Here is a 17,326-nt window from a genome sequence, read left to right as displayed (position 1 = left end):
GAGGCTGAGATCGTCCGAATACAGCCCCGCCGCGGACAATACGTCCGCGGCGGGGTTGTGGGCGGACGATCTCAGTCGCCCGGAGAGGTGATGACTCAGTCGACCTGACGGACGGCGCCCTTGTCGGCCGAGGTGGCGAGCTTGGCGTAGGCGCGCAGCGCGGTCGTGACCTTGCGCTCGCGCTCCGCCCGCGGCTGCCACGGCCGCTCGGAGGCCTCCATCTTGGCGCGGCGTTCGAGCAGGACCTCGTCGTCGACGAGGACCTTCAGCTGCCGCGTCTTCACGTCGATGAGGATGGGGTCGCCGTCCTCGACGAGTCCGATGACGCCGCCCGCGGCGGCCTCGGGGGAGACGTGCCCCACCGACAGTCCCGACGAACCGCCGGAGAACCGCCCGTCGGTCACCAGCGCGCATTTCTTGCCCATGCCGGTGCCCTTCATGAACGCGGTCGGGTGCAGCATCTCCTGCATGCCGGGTCCGCCGGCGGGTCCCTCGTAGCGGACCACCAGGACCTCACCGGCCTGGATGGTCTTGCTCAGGATCACCTGCACGGCCTCGTCCTGACTCTCGACGACGCGTGCGGGACCCTCGAAGTGCCACAGGTCCTCGTCGATCCCCGCCGTCTTGAGCACCGCGCCGTCCTGCGCGACGTTGCCGCGGAGCACGCAGAGCCCACCCTCGGCGGTGTAGGCGTGCGCCAGATCTCGGATGCAGCCCTCGGCGGCGTCGGTGTCGAGTGAGCTCCACCGGTTCGCGGTGGAGAACGGGGTGGTGGTGCGGACCCCGCCGGGTGCGGCGTGGAACAGCTCGAACGCCTCGTCGATGGCGCGGCCGCTGCGGATGTCCCAGTCGTCGAGGAACTGCGCCATGGTCGGCGAGTGCACCGTGCTGGTGGTGTCATCGAGCAGGTCGGCCCGACGCAGCTCACCGAGGATGGCGGGGATTCCGCCCGCCCGGTGCACGTCCTCCATGTGGTAATCCGAGTTCGGGGCGACCTTGGACAGGCAGGCGACCCTACGGCTGATCTCGTCGATGACGTCGAGGTCGAAGTCGGCGACCTCGCCCTCCTGCGCCGCGGCGAGGACGTGCAGGACCGTGTTCGTCGAGCCGCCCATGGCGACGTCGAGGACCATCGCGTTGCGGAACGCCGCGGAGGTGGCGATGCTGCGCGGCAACACCGACGAGTCGTCGTCACGGTAGAACCGCGTCGCGGCGTCGACGATGACGGTGCCGGCCCGACTGAACAGTGCCCGCCGTGCCTCGTGGGTGGCCAGGGTCGACCCGTTGCCGGGCAGGGCGAGTCCGAGGGCCTCGGTCAGACAGTTCATCGAGTTGGCGGTGAACATGCCCGAGCACGAACCGCAGGTGGGGCAGGCGGCCTCCTCGACGGCCTTGAGCGCCTCGTCGTCGACGGCCTCGTTGGCCGACGCCGAGATGGTGGTGATGAGGTCGGACGACGGGTGCACCACGTCGCCGACGACGACCGATTTCCCCGCCTCCATCGGACCGCCCGAGACGAAGACCGTGGGGACGTTCAGACGCATCGCGGCGTTGAGCATGCCAGGAGTGATCTTGTCGCAGTTGGAGATACAGACAAGCGCGTCGGCGGTGTGCGCGTTGACCATGTACTCCACCGAGTCGGAGATGATCTCGCGACTGGGCAGCGAATAGAGCATCCCGTCGTGCCCCATCGCGATGCCGTCGTCGACGGCGATGGTGTGGAACTCACGCGGGACGCCGCCGGCGGCGCGGACCGCCTCGGCCACGATCTCGCCGACGTTCTTGAGGTGGACGTGCCCCGGCACGAACTGCGTGTACGAGTTGGCGATGGCCACAATCGGTTTGCCGAAATCGTCGTCGGTCATCCCGGTGGCTCGCCACAGGGATCGTGCTCCGGAAGCGTTGCGTCCGTGAGTGGTGGTCCGAGACCTCAAGGGCGGCATGGTGTACCTCGATCGGCTGGTGGTTCGCGCAGCGGGCGGGCAGCGTCCCGGCTACGCATCTGCGCCGGCCAGCGTACTCCCGCGTGCGGCGACCGATCAGTCGGTGCTGCGGGCGGCGTAGGGGTCGGGGATCCGTCCCGCGCTCGCGGCCGAGAGCAGGGGGAGGTCGCGAAACGCGATTGCCGGCAGGCGTACCCGCGTCGAGTCGGTGGTGACCGCGCGTACCGCACCCCAGCGGGGGAACGACAGGCCGCTCAGTTCGTCCCAGGGGATCTCCCTGGTTCGCAGGGTGCCGACCGCGCGCAGGCCGTCGACGGTGACCACGGTGCGGATCCGGTACATCCAGTAGCCGCCGAGCACGGGCAGCACCAGCGTCCAGCCGAGATAGGTCAGCGACGCGCCCGCGAGGATCACCGCGGTCACCATCATCATGAAGACGCCGAAGTACGCCATCGGCTGGATGCGGAACTGGATGGGCAACTCGACGGGGGCGGGCGTCGGCTGGTCGCTCTCGGGCATTTCGTCATTGTGGCATCCGGACAGCGAAGTCCCACATCGTGGGATGCGCTTCGGAGGTGAGTTGACTGGACCAGCTGCTCAGACCTACCTTTGCAGACGTGAAGCACAAGGAGATTCTCGTACTCGGCCGGCGCGTCAACGCCTGACCGGGTTTTTGCCACGAGAACCTCACCAAGCATCGACGCGCCACCCTCGTACAGCTGAGAAGCTGACGGGGGTTTTTTGTTGCCCTTCTAACCAATGACCAGCAGAGGAAACTGCAGTGAGCGCACCAGCAACACGCTCCCAGGACGGCTCCACGCCGTCGGGGGGTCGCGTGGCTCCGACACCTTTATCGGCCCGCCCCCGCACCGTCGGTGCGGCGACGGTGGCCCCTGAGCGCGTGAGCGGCGCGCAGGCCGTCGTCCGTTCCCTCGAGGAACTCGGTGTAGAGGTCGTCTTCGGCCTCCCCGGTGGGTGCATCCTCCCGGTGTACGACCCGCTGCTCGACTCCAAGAAGGTCCGCCACATCCTCGTTCGTCACGAGCAGGGTGCAGGTCACGCCGCCACCGGATACGCCCAGATCACCGGCCGTGCCGGGGTCTGCATGGCGACCTCCGGCCCGGGTGCGACCAACCTCATCACCCCGCTCGCCGACGCGCAGATGGACTCGGTCCCGGTCGTCGCGATCACCGGTCAGGTCGGTCGCGCGCTGATCGGTACCGACGCCTTCCAGGAGGCCGACATCACCGGCATCACCATGCCGGTGACCAAGCACAACTTCCTGGTCACCAACGGCGCCGACATCGCGCAGACGATGGCCGAGGCCTTCTACCTCGCCGAGAGCGGTCGTCCCGGGGCGGTTCTGGTCGACATCCCCAAGGACGTCCTGCAGGCGCAGACCACCTTCTCGTGGCCGCCGCAGATCGACCTGCCCGGATACCGACCGGTCACCAAGCCGCACGGCAAGCAGGTCCGCGAGGCCGCCCGCCTGATCAACGCCGCGCACTCGCCGGTGCTCTACGTCGGCGGCGGTGTCATCAAGGCCGAGGCCTCGGCCGAGCTGCTCGAGCTGGCCGAGCTGACCGGGATCCCGGTCGTCACGACCCTGATGGCCCGCGGCGCGTTCCCCGACAGCCACAACCTGCACCTCGGGATGCCGGGTATGCACGGCACGGTCGCTGCGGTCGCGGCGTTGCAGCGCAGCGATCTGCTCATCACCCTCGGCGCACGTTTCGACGACCGGGTCACCGGGCAGTTGGACTCGTTCGCCCCGGACGCCAAGGTCATCCACGCCGACATCGACCCCGCCGAGATCGGCAAGAACCGCTTCGCCGACGTGCCGATCGTCGGTGACTGTCGTGCGGTCATCGTCGAGCTGATCGAGGCCCTGCGCGACGAGCGGGCGACCAGCGCCGGCTCGGTCGACATCTCGCAGTGGTGGACCTACCTCGACGGCATCCGGCGCACGTACCCGCTGAGCTACGACCGTCCCTCCGACGGTGCGATGTCGCCGGAGTTCGTCATCTCGTCGGTCGGCAAGGCCGCCGGACCCGACGCGGTGTACTGCGCAGGCGTCGGCCAGCATCAGATGTGGGCGGCCCAGTTCATCTCCTACGAGAAGCCGCGGACGTGGTTGAACTCCGGTGGACTCGGCACGATGGGCTACGCGGTCCCCGCGGCGATGGGCGCCAAGATGGCCGCCCCCGACACCGAGGTGTGGGCCATCGACGGCGACGGGTGCTTCCAGATGACCAACCAGGAGTTGGCCACCTGTGCCATCGAGGGCATCCCCATCAAGGTCGCCCTGATCAACAACGGCAACCTGGGCATGGTCCGGCAGTGGCAGACGCTGTTCTACGACAAGCGTTACTCCAGTACCGATCTCGCGACGCACTCGCACCGCATCCCGGACTTCGTCAAGCTCGCCGAGGCTCTCGGATGCGCCGCATTCCGGTGTGAGCGTGAGGAAGACGTCGACGACATCATCGCCCAGGCCCGCGCGATCAACGATCGACCGGTCGTGATCGACTTCATCGTCGGTGCCGACGCGCAGGTGTGGCCGATGGTCGCAGCCGGTACCGGTAACGACGAGATCATGGCGGCCAAGGGAATTCGTCCGCTGTTCGACGACGACGAGTCGGCCGCCGAGCCGATCGACATCCACGCCGTCATGGACCCGGCCACACCGACCACCGGAGGTGGCGCGGAATGAAGACCACGCACACTCTGTCGGTTCTCGTCGAGGACCGCCCCGGCGTTCTCGCTCGCGTCTCGTCGCTGTTCTCGCGTCGCGGGTTCAACATCGAGTCGCTCGCTGTCGGTCCGACCGAGCTCAAGGGCGTCTCGCGCATGACCATCCTGGTCTCCGTGCAGGATTTCCCCCTCGAGCAGGTCACCAAGCAGCTCAACAAGCTGATCAACGTCATCAAGATCGTCGAGCAGGATCCCGACGCGTCGGTGTCCCGCGAGCTCATGATGATCAAGGTCCGCGCCGACGCCTCGACGCGCGCCGACGTCATCGGGGTCGTCGATCTGTTCCGCGCCAAGGTGATCGACGTGTCCACCGAATCGGTCACCATCGAGGCGACCGGTACGTCGGACAAGCTCGAGGCGCTGCTGCGGATGCTCGACCCGTACGGCATCCGCGAGATCGCGCAGTCCGGCGCGGTCGCGCTCGGACGCGGACCGAAGTCCATCTCGGCGACCCGCTGAGACAACCAAACCCAGTACAAGTGAGATCAATGAAGATCGAAACCGAAGGAGAGTCATAAGTGGCAGTCGAGATGTTCTACGACGACGATGCCGATCTGTCGATCATCCAGGGCCGCAAGGTCGCGGTCATCGGATACGGCAGCCAGGGGCATGCGCATTCGCTGAGCCTGCGCGACTCGGGAGTCGAGGTCGCGATCGGTCTCCGCGAGGGCAGCAAGTCGCGTGACAAGGCCGCCGAGCAGGGGCTCAAGGTCCTCAGTGCGGCCGAGGCCGCCGAGTGGGCCGACGTCATCATGTTGCTGGCGCCGGACACCTCGCAGGCCCAGATCTTCACCGAGGACATCGCGCCGCACCTCAAGGACGGCGACGCGCTGTTCTTCGGCCACGGACTCAACATCCACTTCGACCTGATCCAGCCGGACGCGTCGATCACCGTCGCGATGGTCGCCCCGAAGGGCCCCGGCCACCTGGTGCGTCGTCAGTTCGTCGACGGCAAGGGCGTGCCCTGCCTCATCGCGATCGACCAGGACCCCAAGGGTGAGGGCGAGGCGCTGGCACTGAGCTACGCCAAGGCCATCGGTGGCGCGCGCGCCGGCGTCATCAAGACCACCTTCAAGGAGGAGACCGAGACCGACCTGTTCGGTGAGCAGGCCGTGCTGTGCGGCGGCACCGAGGAACTCGTCAAGATCGGCTTCGAGGTCATGGTCGAGGCGGGCTACGCCCCCGAGATGGCCTACTTCGAGGTGCTGCACGAGCTGAAGCTCATCGTCGACCTCATGTACGAGGGTGGCATCGCCCGCATGAACTACTCGGTGTCGGACACCGCGGAGTTCGGTGGCTACCTGTCGGGACCGCGCGTCATCGACGACGGCACCAAGGAGCGGATGCGCGGCATCCTCAAGGACATCCAGGACGGCACCTTCGTCAAGCGACTCGTCGCCAACGTCGAGGGCGGCAACACCGAACTGGAGAACCTGCGCAAGCGCAACGCCGAGCACCCCATCGAGGTCACCGGCAAGAAGCTGCGCGATCTGATGAGCTGGGTCGATCGGCCGATCACCGAGACCGCCTGATCCACCGCACGACAACGAAGGCCCCCACCGGGATCCGGTGGGGGCCTTCGCTTTGTCTGTGGTCTGCGTCAGATGACGCGGAAACCCTTCACGCCCGCGTTGGACATCGCGCGCAGGATCGGCGCGATGTTCGAGCCGGTCTCCGGCCCGATGCACGCGGTGAAGTAGTACGCGTTGACCATGCCGATCAGGCGGTCGCCGATCACGACCGGGCTACCCGAGTCACCCTCGGCGACACACACGGCCGAGAAATGGGACTGGTTGTCGGAGAAGAAGGTGATGCCGCAGGTCTGGCCGGTGGTGCGACCGGTCTTGCACAGCACCGACGGGAACTGCGGGGCAGCGGTCTGGATCGAGCGGATGGTCACCCCGCGCACGGTGCGCAGTGGGACGACGCGGTTGGCGTCGAACTGGATCACGTCGAAGTCGAGGGAATCGTTGGAGACGATGATGCGACCGGCGGCGCCCTTGTTGCTGAACGTCTCCGACAGGACCGTCTGGCCCACCGAACCGCAGTGACCGGCGGTGAGGCCGACGAGGCGTCCCGCGGAATCGCGACCGATCGTGGTCAGCGTGCACGCCGACGCGGAGTTGCCGCCCTTGAGGACGATGATCCCCGAACCGCCGCCGAGAAAGATGTCTGCCTTGGCCGATGCGGCGCCCGCACCCCAGACCATCATCGCCATCGCTGCGCACGCGGCGAACAGGGCCACCAGCTTCTTCACCATCGGTGCTCCACTTCTTCTCACTTCACATGACCCCACGAGAAATCCGGCCGAGATCTCGAGCCAGACGCAATGTATCCGTAACCGCCGTCACACCGCCACTCCGAGGAGACCACGACCGTCCGTGGTCGGGCGAATTGTGATTCGCGGTGCCCTCTAAGCTGAGCGCTGAGTCGTTCCCGACAAGCAACAGGAGATATCCGCGTGAGCACAGCTGGCCGACCGATCGTCGTGATCGCCGACAAACTGGCACCGTCGACCGTCGAGGCACTCGGCGACGATGTCGAGGTGCGTTGGGTCGACGGCCCTGACCGTCCCAAGCTCCTCGAGGCGGTCGTGGACGCCGATGCGATCCTCGTCCGTTCGGCCACCACCATCGACGCCGAGGTCCTCGCCGCAGCACCCAGGGTGAAGATCATCGCGCGCGCGGGCGTGGGCCTCGACAACGTGGACGTACCTGCGGCAACGGCGCGCGGCGTCATGGTCGTCAACGCCCCGACGTCGAACATCCACACCGCCGCCGAGCACGCGATCTCGTTGATGTTTGCGGTCGCCCGCCAGATCCCCGCCGCCGACGCGACGCTGCGCGAGCACACGTGGAAGCGGTCGAAGTTCAACGGTGTGGAGATCTTCGGCAAGACCATCGGCGTGGTCGGTCTGGGCCGCATCGGACAGCTCGTCGCGGCCCGCCTGGCGGCCTTCGAGACCGAGATAATCGCCTACGACCCCTACGTCTCGCCCGCACGCGCAGCACAGTTGGGTATCGAATTGGTATCGCTGGACGAACTGCTGTCCCGAGCGGACCTGTTCACCGTCCACCTGCCCAAGACGCCCGAGACCCTGGGCATGATCGGCACCGCCGAACTGGCCCGCACCAAGCCCGGCGTCATCGTCGTCAACGCCGCGCGCGGCGGCCTGATCGACGAGGCCGCGCTGGCCGAGGCGATCAAGTCGGGCCACGTGCGTGGCGCCGGACTCGACGTCTTCGCGACCGAGCCGTGCACCGACAGCCCGCTGTTCGAACTCCCCGAGGTCGTCGTCACCCCGCACCTGGGTGCCTCCACCTCCGAGGCGCAGGACCGCGCGGGCACCGATGTCGCCAAGAGCGTCCGTCTGGCGCTGGCCGGCCACTTCGTCCCGGATGCGGTCAACATCACCGGCGGCGCCGTCGACGAGGTCGTCGCGCCGTGGCTGGAGTTGTCCCGCAAGCTCGGCGTGCTCGTCGGCGCGATCTCGGGCCAGGTGCCCACCGCCATCACCGTCGACGTGCGCGGCGAGCTCGCCGCCAGTTCGGTCGACGTCCTCGGCCTGTCTGCGCTGCGCGGACTGTTCTCCGCGGTTCTCGAGGACCCGATCACCTTCGTCAACGCGCCCGGTGTCGCCGCCGATCGCGGTGTGACCAGTGAGGTCACGACGGCCACCGAGAGCCCCAACCACCGCAGCCTGGTCGACCTCAAGGCCGTCTTCGGTGACGGATCCACGGTCAACGTCGCCGGCACGCTCAGCGGGCCCAGCGAGGTCGAGAAGATCGTGAACATCAACGGCCGCAACTTCGATCTCCGCGCCGAGGGGCGCAACCTGGTCGTCAGTTACGGCGACCAGCCCGGCACGCTGGGCAAGATCGGCACGCTGCTCGGCAACGCCGGCATCGACATCGCCGCCGCGGGACTGTCGCAGGACGCCGACGGCAAGGGTGCGACGGTGATGCTGCGTGTCGACAAGGAGATCCCGTCCGACGTGGTCACCGCGATCGGTGAATCGGTGTCGGCGACGCTGATCCAGCAGGTGGACCTGTCGTGAAGCTCGCCGTCATCGCGGGCGACGGCATCGGACCGGAGGTCGTCTCCGAGGCGCTCGGGATCCTCGATGCGGTGCATCCGGGCGTCACGCGCACCGAGTACGACCTCGGCGCCCGGCGCTACCACCGCACCGGTGAGCTGCTGACCGATGCCGACCTCGACTCGATCCGCGCACACGACGCGATCCTGTTGGGCGCCATCGGCGATCCCTCGGTCCCGCCGGGGATCCTCGAGCGCGGACTGCTGCTGACGATGCGCTTCGCGCTCGATCACCACGTCAACCTGCGGCCCAGCCACCGTTTCGACGGTGTCACCTCGCCGCTGGCGGGCAATCCCGACATCGACTTCGTCGTCGTGCGTGAGGGAACCGAGGGTCCCTACACCGGCAACGGCGGTTCGATCCGGGTCGGCACGCCGCACGAGGTGGCCACCGAGGTCAGTGTCAACACCCGCTTCGGGATCGAGCGCGTGGTGCGCTACGCCTTCGAGCTCGCCCGGACCCGCAGCAACAAGCTGACCCTGGTGCACAAGACGAACGTCCTGTCCTTCGCCGGGTCGATGTGGCAGCGCACCGTCGACGAGGTCGGCGCCGAATACCCTGATGTCGCAACCGATTACTGCCATGTGGATGCGGCGACGATCTACATGGTCACCGATCCGGGGCGCTTCGACGTCATCGTGACCGACAACCTCTTCGGCGACATCATCACCGACATCGCCGCCGCCATCAGTGGCGGTATCGGACTCGCCGCGTCGGGCAACATCGACGCGACCGGGACGAACCCGTCGATGTTCGAGCCGGTGCACGGCAGTGCCCCCGACATCGCCGGACAGGGCAAGGCCGATCCGACCGCGGCGATCCTGTCGGTCGCGCTGCTGTTGCGTCACCTCGGCGAGGAGGCCTCGGCCGTTCGTGTCGAGCAGGCCGTGGCGGCCGATCTCGCCGACCGCGGTGACGCGGCGTCGAGCACCTCAGAGACGGCCGCTCGCATCCGCGGACGCCTGTAGTCCACCCGCGCCGGCGGGCAGCGGTCGGCGGAGCACCTCGGTGAACCGCTCGGTCCTGTTGCCGCCGGCGGCTTTTGCCGCGTACATGGCGACGTCGGCGTCACGGAGCAGATCGTTGATCGTCCGCGGGTCGCCGACCGGCACGGTGACCGCGCCGATGCTCGCACTCACGATCAGGGCCGCACCCGGCCGCTCGATCGGCAGGGTCAGTGCACGGTGGATCCGATCCGCGACCGTATCGACGCGTACCGAGCCGCCCGCCAGGACCACGACGAACTCGTCGCCGCCGACGCGGCCGACGAGACTGTCGGCGTCGACGGTGTGGCGCAGGCGTCGGGCGGCCTCGCGGAGCACCTCGTCGCCGACGCTGTGACCGAGGGAGTCGTTGACCGACTTGAGGTTGTCGAGGTCGAGGAAGAGCACGGCCATCTCGGTACGCCGGTGCGGATCCTCCAGAGTCGATCGCACCTCGGTCACCACGTGCAGACGGTTGGGGAGGCCGGTCAGCGAATCGTGCGTGGCCTGGTACTCGAGTCGCGCGGTGGCGTTGCGGGCCTTGCTGATGTCGCTGAAGGACACCACCATCGGTGAGCCGGCGCCGGAGTCGAGCAGCGAGCAGGTGCCCGAACTCCAGAGGACAGGCCGGCCCGGCCACCGGAGGCCGACGACGAAACCGACCGGCGCGCCGGTCAGCTGCGTTCGTACGTGGGGATGCTGATCGGACGGCAGGATCGCCCCGTCGGAGTCGAGGACCTCCGCTCCCGTCCACAGGGTCGGCAGTTCCTCACCCACCGCGAGTGCCGGGTCCACCCCGAAGATGTCGGCGGCGGCGGGGTTGATCGATTCGATCACGCCGGTCGCATCCATCACGATCACGCCTTCGACGAGGCTCGAGACGACGTTGGTGTACAGCAGTTCGGCGCGCGCTGCCGCGGCCTCCGCGGCTCGTTGCGCCGAGAGGTCTCGCAGGACCACCTGGTAGGCGCGGCGTCCCTCCCACCGGGTCAACACCGAGACCGCCTCGACCTCGACGTGGCGCCCACCGATCCGGCGCAGGACCATCTCCGACGGTTCGGAGACCGCGCCGACATGGTCGAGATCACGGATACGCGCCACCATCGGCGGGATCGACTCCTGGGTGACGAACTCGGCCAATGAGTGACCGACCACCTGCGCCGTGTCGGTGGCGCCGATCAACCGGAGGCCGGTCGGATTCACGAAGACGATCTGCCGCCCCTCGTGCACGACGATCGTGTCGGGGCTGTGGTCGATGAGGATGCGGTACTCACGGCCCATCGCGGCCATGTCGGCGTCGAGGCGAACGCGGTCCGCGGAAGGGGCCGGCTGTTCGTTCGTCGGTGACACCGGGAGCTCCTCACACGTCGCATCGGGAGACACCATTGAACCACCTTTGTTGTGCACCAGTAACGGTGCAGGCCAACACATCTTTTATGTCGACTGGTTAATCGAGAATCCAGATAGCGAATTCATTTTGTGGTCGCGGTGATGATGGAGGTTAATCGCTTCGGGGGGGATTTCCAGTAGGGACATCTCACAGGAACAGAAAGGCGATGAATCATGTCCACAACAATTCCGAGCATCGTGGGAATCGGCGCGAACACCGGTTACGGATGGGGTGCCGACGCGCTCTGGCGCGGCGTCTCGAGCGGAAAACCCGCGGCGGTGTTGCACAGCGGCTACAGCGAGAACGCCGACGAGGACGTCTGGCTGGCCAAGGTTCCCCCCGGCGGCGAGGCCGGGGACAGCCCGAGTCGATTCGCCCGCGCGATGAAGGGCGCGGTGCGCGAGGCGATCTCCGATGCGTATGCGCGCGGATGGGAACCGGGCCGGCGGGTCGGCCTGGTGCACGCGGTGGTCCTCGGCGACGTCGAGGACTGGCGCGATTTCTACCACGTCGACAACGGGGAACGTCGGGTACGCGACTACCTCCGGTTGTTGCCCTCGACCCCGATCTCGACCCTCATGCAGGAATTCGGTTTCCACGGCCCCGCGATGAACGTCTCGGCGACGTGCAGTTCGGGCAACGTCGGGCTGATCACCGCCAAGATGTGGCTCGACGCCGGGATCGTCGACGACGTGGTCTGCGTCGCGACGGACCTCTCGTTGACCCCGGAGAACGTCCGGCATTTCGTCCGACTCGGCGCCGGCGTGGTCGACGCCGAACCCCTCGACGCCTGCCGCCCGTTCCAGGAGGGCAGCCGTGGGTTCGCGATGGGGGAGGCGTCGGTGGGATTCGTCGTCACCACCTCACCCGCGACGGGATACGTCGACATCCTCGGGGGCGCGATGAGTCACGACGCGTTCCACGTCGTCTCGGTGGACCCCGACCACGGGCAGATCATGCGGTGCGTTCGCGACGCCCTCGCCGACGCGAACGTGCGCGCCGAGGACGTCGCGTATCTCAACGCACACGGTCCCGGGACCAAGCAGTGCGACGTCGCCGAGACGGCGATCCTGTCGGAGATCTTCGGCGCCGCACGGCCCGGTGTGTACTCGGTCAAGCCCTTGACCGGCCACTGCCAGGGTGCGGCGGCGGCGGTCGAGATCGCCGCCGCGGCACTCGGGACCGAGGCGGGTGTGGTGCCCGCGGCCCCTCGTGTCGCGGCGGGTCACGAGTTGCTGCTCGACGGTGCCACCCCGATGGTCGACGGCATCACCGTCAAGCCGTCGTTGGGCATGGGCGGACACAACTCAGTGGTGGTCTTCGCCCCGGCCGGGTGACGACGTCGCGGGGTGCCCGACAACGGCGTCGGGCACCTTATCGCCCGGTCGCGGGTCAGAGGGCACCAGCGGCAGCGCGATCAGCGGCGCGACGGCCATGACCAGGAATGCCGCCGGGAACCCGGTGGCGCCGATGAGGGCCCCGAAGGTCGGCGTCGCGGCGGACGTCGCCAGGTACTGCCCGGTGTTCTGGATGGCCAGGGCGCGTCCGCTCCACCGCGGACCGGCGAACTCGGCGATGCCGGTGAACGCGAGTCCGTTGTCGGCCACCGTGATCACGGTGGCGAACACCATGATCACCGCGGCGGCCGGACTCGAGAGCCAGTCGGTGACGGCCAGCGCCGCCGACGCGACCCCCGCCGCGAGGGCGATGACCCGGATCGGTTTCATCCGGCTGCCCCACACGTCCGACCATCGACCCGCGGCGATCCGCCCTGCCGCACCGAGGATCTGACTTACGGTCACCAGCACGCCGGCGGGCCCGGGCGACCAGTGGTGGGCCACGATCAGCCACGCCGGTACGAACGTCCACAGCATCGACTGCGGGATCACCAGCAGCACACTGACGGCGTGCACGCGGGGCAGGAACGACGAAGCGCGGTAGGGGTTCACGCCCGGGTCGACGCCGGAATCGGACGCGGCCGAGCGCGGCGGGTCGATGACGGTGACCGCGACGGCGATCAGGCCCACCACCGACATGGCGACCGGGACGTACAGGCCCGCCGTCACACCGTGGTCGGCACTGAGCACCGGAATGGTCAACGCACACAGCCCGATCCCGAGGGGTTGGGCGGTCTGTCGGACCCCCATGGCGGTACCCCGCCCGCGCGGGGGGAACCAGCCCACCACGATCCGGCCGCTGGCCCCGTTCGTGGCGGCCGAGACCATGCCCCCGAGCAGCAGCGTCGCGGCGATCACCCCGTATCCCAGTCCAGCGGCGGACGCCGCCGCGGCAGCAGCGGTGGCGACCACCGTGGCCGACAGCGAGATCAACAGGATCGTGCGTTCGCCGAACCGGTCGAGGGCGGCACCCCACGGGATGATCGTCAGCATCAGCCCGATGGTCGGGAAGGTCGCCAACGTCGACGCCGCGGCGAGCGACAGTCCGCTGTCGGTGTGCAACACGGGGATCAGGAAACCGGCCCCGCTGACCGCGCAGGTCGTCGACATCGCACCGAGGATCGACGCGACCAACATCGCCCATCGGCGGGTCACCGACGGTGCTGTCGTGTCCTCGACCATGGCGTCCCTCTCGTTGCGCGCCTGAGCGTTCCGGTTGGTGTGTTCACAATGTGAGACGCGCAGCCCATATGTTAGTACCGAGGACCGGTCCCGGGAAACTGTCCGTCTCGGCTGGTGAGATAGTCTCCACCCATGCGTCTAGGACGAATTGCCAGCCCCGACGGAGTGGCCTTCGTCGCCATCGACGGCGACGGGGACTCCGCACAGGCCCGAGAGATCGCCGAGCACCCGTTCGGCACCCCGACGTTCACCGGCCGGTCGTGGCCGGTGTCCGACGTCCGACTGTTGGCCCCGATCCTGGCCAGCAAGGTCGTCTGCATCGGGAAGAACTACGCCGCGCACGCGGCCGAGATGGGCGACGTCGCCCCCGAGGACCCGGTGATCTTCATCAAGCCGAACACCTCGATCATCGGACCGCGTGTCCCCATCGTGCGGCCGCCGAGCTCGAACCGCGTCGACTTCGAGGGCGAGCTGGCAATCGTCATCGGCCGCCCGTGCAAGGACGTCGCCGCCGCGGCCGCCGCGAGCGTGATCCTGGGCTACACCGTCGCCAACGACGTCACCGCACGCGATCAGCAGAAAGCCGACGGTCAGTGGACCCGGGGCAAGGGGTACGACACCTTCTGCCCGCTCGGACCGTGGATCGAGACCGAGATCGACCCGTCCGACCTGGAGATCCGCACGGAGCTCGACGGCGTCGTGCAGCAGCGCAGCCGCACGTCGCTGATGCTGCACGACGTCGGCGAGATCGTGGAGTGGATCTCGGCGATCATGACGCTGCTACCGGGAGATGTGATCCTCACGGGCACACCGGAGGGCATCGGTCCCATGACCGCCGGGCAGGAGGTCTCGGTCACCGTCGAGGGGATCGGAACCCTGGTGAACCCCGTCGTGGACAGGGGCTGAGACGGTGGTGGTCGCTCCGAAGACCGCCCGTGTCAACGGGATCACCCTGAGCTACGAGGACGCGGGAGCGGGACCGCTCGTCGTGATGGTCATGGGGACCGGCAGTCCCGGACGGGTGTGGAAAGCACATCAACAACCGGCCCTGGTCAAGGCCGGCTACCGGGTGGTCACCTTCGACAACCGCGGCGTCGCACCGTCGAGTGAATGCCCGGACGGCTTCACCATCGCCGACATGGTCGCCGACACCGCGGCTCTGATCGAGTACATCGACGCCGGTCCGGCCGCAGTGGTGGGGACATCGCTCGGTGCCCGCATCACCCAGGAGCTGACCCTGGCGCGGCCCGACATCGTCCGGTGCGCGGTGATGCTCGCCACCTACGGACGCAGCGGGCCGATGCAGGAGGCGATCTCGGCGGGTGAACGTGCCCTGATCGACCAGGGGATCACCCTGCCGGACAGCTACCACGCGGCGATCACCGCGCACCTGAACCTGTCGCCGCACACTCTCGCCGACGACACCACCGCACGCGACTGGCTCGACATCATCGAGTTCTCGGGCCAGTCCCGCTCACCCGGCGTCCGTGCCCAGCTCCAGTTGCACGTCGGCGAGCCCGACCGACTGGCTGCGTATCGCGCGATCACACGGCCGTCACTGGTGGTCGGATTCGCCGACGACCGAACGCTGCCGCCGCACCTGGCCCGGGAGGTCGCCGACGCGATACCCGGCGCCCAGTACAGCGTCGTGGAGAAGGCCGGTCATTACGGCTACCTCGAGCAGCCCGACGAGGTGAACCGGCTCGTGATCGAGTTCCTGGCGCGGACGATAACCTGACCACATGTCGCAATCTGGTGCCGTCCGAGTCCGTTTCTGCCCGTCGCCGACGGGCACCCCACACGTCGGACTGGTCCGCACCGCTCTCTTCAACTACGCCTACGCCAAGCACCACGGCGGCGACTTCGTGTTCCGCATCGAGGACACCGACGCCGCACGGGACTCCGAGGAGTCGTACGCGGCTCTGCTCGACGCACTGCGATGGCTCGGGTTGGGATGGGACGAGGGACCGGAGGTAGGCGGTCCGTACGCGCCCTACCGGCAGTCGCAACGCTCCGAGCTGCATCGTGGAGTCGTCACCGAACTGCTCACCGCGGGTGAGGCCTACGAGGCGTTCTCCACTCCGGAGGAGGTCGAGGAGCGACACCGCGCGGCCGGTCGCGATCCCAAGCGCGGCTACGACAACTTCGATCGGGACCTGACCGACTCCCAGCGCGAGGAGTATCGGGCACAGGGTCGTCCGGCGGTGATCCGCCTACGCATGCCCGACCACGACATCACGTGGGACGACCTCGTCCGCGGACCGACGACGATCAAGGCGGGCACCGTCCCCGACTTCGCCCTGACGCGCGGCAACGGCGACCCGCTCTACACCCTCGTCAACCCGGTCGACGACGCGACGATGAAGATCACCCACGTGCTGCGCGGCGAGGATCTGCTGTCCTCGACGCCGCGCCAGATCGCGTTGTACGAGGCCATGATCCGGATCGGCATCGCCGAGTTCGTCCCGCAGTTCGGCCATCTCCCGTTCGTGATGGGCGAGGGCAACAAGAAGCTGTCCAAGCGTGACCCGCAGTCGAGCCTGTTCCACCATCGTGATCGCGGGTTCATCCCCGAGGGGCTGCTCAACTACCTGGCGTTGCTCGGGTGGGGAATCGCCGACGACCACGACCTGTTCTCCCTCGACGAGATGATCGCGGCCTTCGATGTGCGCCAGGTCAATTCGAACCCGGCGCGGTTCGATCTGAAGAAAGCCGAGGCGATCAACGCCGAGCACATCCGCCGTCTGGCGCCGGAGGACTTCGCCGCCCGCCTGAGCGCCTACCTCGTCGACCGGGGGCTGCTGGCGGCCACCGCCGACACCTCGTCGTTCCCGGTCATCGCCGATCTGGTGCAGACGCGGATCCAGGTGCTCGGTGACGCATGGGGGCTCATGTCGTTCCTCTACACCTCCGACGCCGACCTCACGATCGACCCCGGTGCCGCGGCCAAGAACCTCGGCGCCGACGCCGGACCGGTCGTCGACGCCGCGATCACCGCGATCTCGGATGTGGGGGAGTGGACCACCGAGGCGATCGAGACAGCGCTGAAAGAGGCTCTCGTCGACGGTCTCGAACTCAAGCCCCGCAAGGCGTTCGGTCCGGTCCGGGTGGCCGTCACCGGATCGCACATCAGTCCGCCGCTGTTCGAGTCGATCGAGCTGCTCGGCCGCGACAGCACCGTCGCCCGACTGCGCGCGGCGCGGGAGAAGTACTGCAAAACTAACGCCTGAGCTGCGGGTTTGCGGTTCCCGACGAGCTCTTTGCTAGTCTACTTCTCGGCGCTTTTCGCTGGCGGAGATCGGCAGCGGGAGCCCTACCTTGGGGTATGGTGTAATTGGCAACACAGCGGTTTCTGGTACCGTCGTTCTAGGTTCGAGTCCTGGTACCCCAGCGTCGAGCAGTGATGAGCGGAATCGATTTTGGTTCTGGATCGTCTGCCGAGTAATCTGGCGAGGTTGCAAATTCTCCCGAGAATGCGCGACTGAGTTCGACACAGATGAAGTTCCTGGCCCCGTCGTCTAGCGGCCTAGGACGCCGCCCTCTCAAGGCGGTAGCGCGGGTTCGAATCCCGTCGGGGCTAC

14 protein-coding genes and 2 tRNA genes are annotated in these 17,326 nt (G+C 67.8%); 11 read left to right on the top strand and 5 right to left on the bottom strand.

The genetic code is table 11. The features are described 5' to 3' along the window. Positions 1-95 precede the first annotated feature (95 nt). Positions 96-1,943 (bottom strand): dihydroxy-acid dehydratase, encoded by a 1,848-nt coding sequence (gene ilvD / locus JHC79_RS16865; RefSeq protein WP_296392899.1) that lies wholly within the window; start codon positions 1,941-1,943, stop codon positions 96-98. A 96-nt stretch (positions 1,944-2,039) separates the two neighbouring features. After that, the gene (locus JHC79_RS16860) at positions 2,040-2,462 is read right to left on the bottom strand and encodes a PH domain-containing protein (protein ID WP_296392898.1); all 423 of its coding nucleotides are present in this window, start codon (positions 2,460-2,462) and stop codon (positions 2,040-2,042) included. Between the two features lie 316 nt (positions 2,463-2,778). Between JHC79_RS16860 and JHC79_RS16855 the strand changes: the two genes are divergently transcribed. From JHC79_RS16855 to ilvC, 3 genes are all read left to right on the top strand, one after another. Continuing rightward, on the top strand, positions 2,779-4,656 hold the full coding sequence (locus tag JHC79_RS16855; protein ID WP_296392904.1) for an acetolactate synthase large subunit: 1,878 nt from the start codon (positions 2,779-2,781) through the stop codon (positions 4,654-4,656). Then, positions 4,653-5,156 carry an acetolactate synthase small subunit gene (gene ilvN / locus JHC79_RS16850; RefSeq protein ID WP_296392897.1) on the top strand — a complete coding sequence of 168 codons (504 nt, stop codon included), beginning with the start codon at positions 4,653-4,655 and terminating at the stop codon, positions 5,154-5,156. Before JHC79_RS16855 ends, ilvN begins: the two co-directional genes overlap by 4 nt. A 71-nt stretch (positions 5,157-5,227) precedes the next feature. Continuing rightward, positions 5,228-6,229 carry a ketol-acid reductoisomerase gene (ilvC, locus tag JHC79_RS16845; RefSeq protein ID WP_296392903.1) on the top strand — a complete coding sequence of 334 codons (1,002 nt, stop codon included), beginning with the start codon at positions 5,228-5,230 and terminating at the stop codon, positions 6,227-6,229. 68 nt (positions 6,230-6,297) lie between these two features. On the opposite strand, the gene JHC79_RS16840 is transcribed toward ilvC, so the two are convergent. After that, positions 6,298-6,957: a serine protease gene (locus JHC79_RS16840; protein WP_296392895.1), complete on the bottom strand. Its 660-nt coding sequence runs from the start codon at positions 6,955-6,957 to the stop codon at positions 6,298-6,300. 201 nt (positions 6,958-7,158) lie between these two features. On the opposite strand from JHC79_RS16840, the gene serA reads away from it, so the two are divergent. Together serA and JHC79_RS16830 are read left to right on the top strand one after the other, a co-directional pair. Then, positions 7,159-8,754 carry a phosphoglycerate dehydrogenase gene (gene serA / locus JHC79_RS16835; protein ID WP_296392894.1) on the top strand — a complete coding sequence of 532 codons (1,596 nt, stop codon included), beginning with the start codon at positions 7,159-7,161 and terminating at the stop codon, positions 8,752-8,754. After that, complete coding sequence (locus JHC79_RS16830; protein WP_296392891.1) at positions 8,751-9,761, top strand: 3-isopropylmalate dehydrogenase; 1,011 nt, start codon at positions 8,751-8,753, stop codon at positions 9,759-9,761. The genes serA and JHC79_RS16830 overlap by 4 nt, the downstream gene beginning before the upstream one ends. Here JHC79_RS16830 and JHC79_RS16825 read toward each other — a convergent pair. Further along, positions 9,726-11,162, bottom strand: a complete 1,437-nt coding sequence (locus JHC79_RS16825; RefSeq protein ID WP_296392890.1) for a diguanylate cyclase — start codon at positions 11,160-11,162, stop codon at positions 9,726-9,728. The genes JHC79_RS16830 and JHC79_RS16825 overlap by 36 nt on opposite strands. A gap of 177 nt (positions 11,163-11,339) precedes the next feature. Here JHC79_RS16825 and JHC79_RS16820 point away from each other — a divergent pair, with 177 nt between their 5' ends. Next, positions 11,340-12,503, top strand: coding sequence for a beta-ketoacyl synthase N-terminal-like domain-containing protein (locus tag JHC79_RS16820; protein ID WP_296392888.1), 1,164 nt, complete (start codon positions 11,340-11,342; stop codon positions 12,501-12,503). Here JHC79_RS16820 and JHC79_RS16815 read toward each other — a convergent pair. Then, positions 12,474-13,745: an MFS transporter gene (locus tag JHC79_RS16815; RefSeq protein ID WP_296392886.1), complete on the bottom strand. Its 1,272-nt coding sequence runs from the start codon at positions 13,743-13,745 to the stop codon at positions 12,474-12,476. The two genes, JHC79_RS16820 and JHC79_RS16815, sit on opposite strands and share 30 nt — an antisense overlap. 132 nt (positions 13,746-13,877) lie before the next feature. Between JHC79_RS16815 and JHC79_RS16810 the strand changes: the two genes are divergently transcribed. From JHC79_RS16810 to JHC79_RS16790, 5 genes are all read left to right on the top strand, one after another. After that, positions 13,878-14,651: a fumarylacetoacetate hydrolase family protein gene (locus tag JHC79_RS16810; RefSeq protein ID WP_296392883.1), complete on the top strand. Its 774-nt coding sequence runs from the start codon at positions 13,878-13,880 to the stop codon at positions 14,649-14,651. Between the two features lie 7 nt (positions 14,652-14,658). After that, positions 14,659-15,483, top strand: a complete 825-nt coding sequence (locus JHC79_RS16805; RefSeq protein WP_296392881.1) for an alpha/beta hydrolase — start codon at positions 14,659-14,661, stop codon at positions 15,481-15,483. Between the two features lie 4 nt (positions 15,484-15,487). After that, positions 15,488-16,975, top strand: coding sequence for a glutamate--tRNA ligase (gene gltX, locus JHC79_RS16800; RefSeq protein ID WP_296392879.1), 1,488 nt, complete (start codon positions 15,488-15,490; stop codon positions 16,973-16,975). Positions 16,976-17,064: 89 nt separating this feature from the next. Next, positions 17,065-17,136, top strand: a tRNA-Gln gene (locus JHC79_RS16795). Positions 17,137-17,252: 116 nt separating this feature from the next. Further along, positions 17,253-17,325, top strand: a tRNA-Glu gene (locus tag JHC79_RS16790). Position 17,326 lies beyond the last annotated feature (1 nt).

The sequence above is a fragment of the Williamsia sp. genome (assembly GCF_016462415.1).
Taxonomy (GTDB): domain Bacteria; phylum Actinomycetota; class Actinomycetes; order Mycobacteriales; family Mycobacteriaceae; genus Williamsia_A.
Note: the sequence above shows the minus strand (reverse complement) of the source record. Positions and strands in the feature narration are given on the sequence as shown.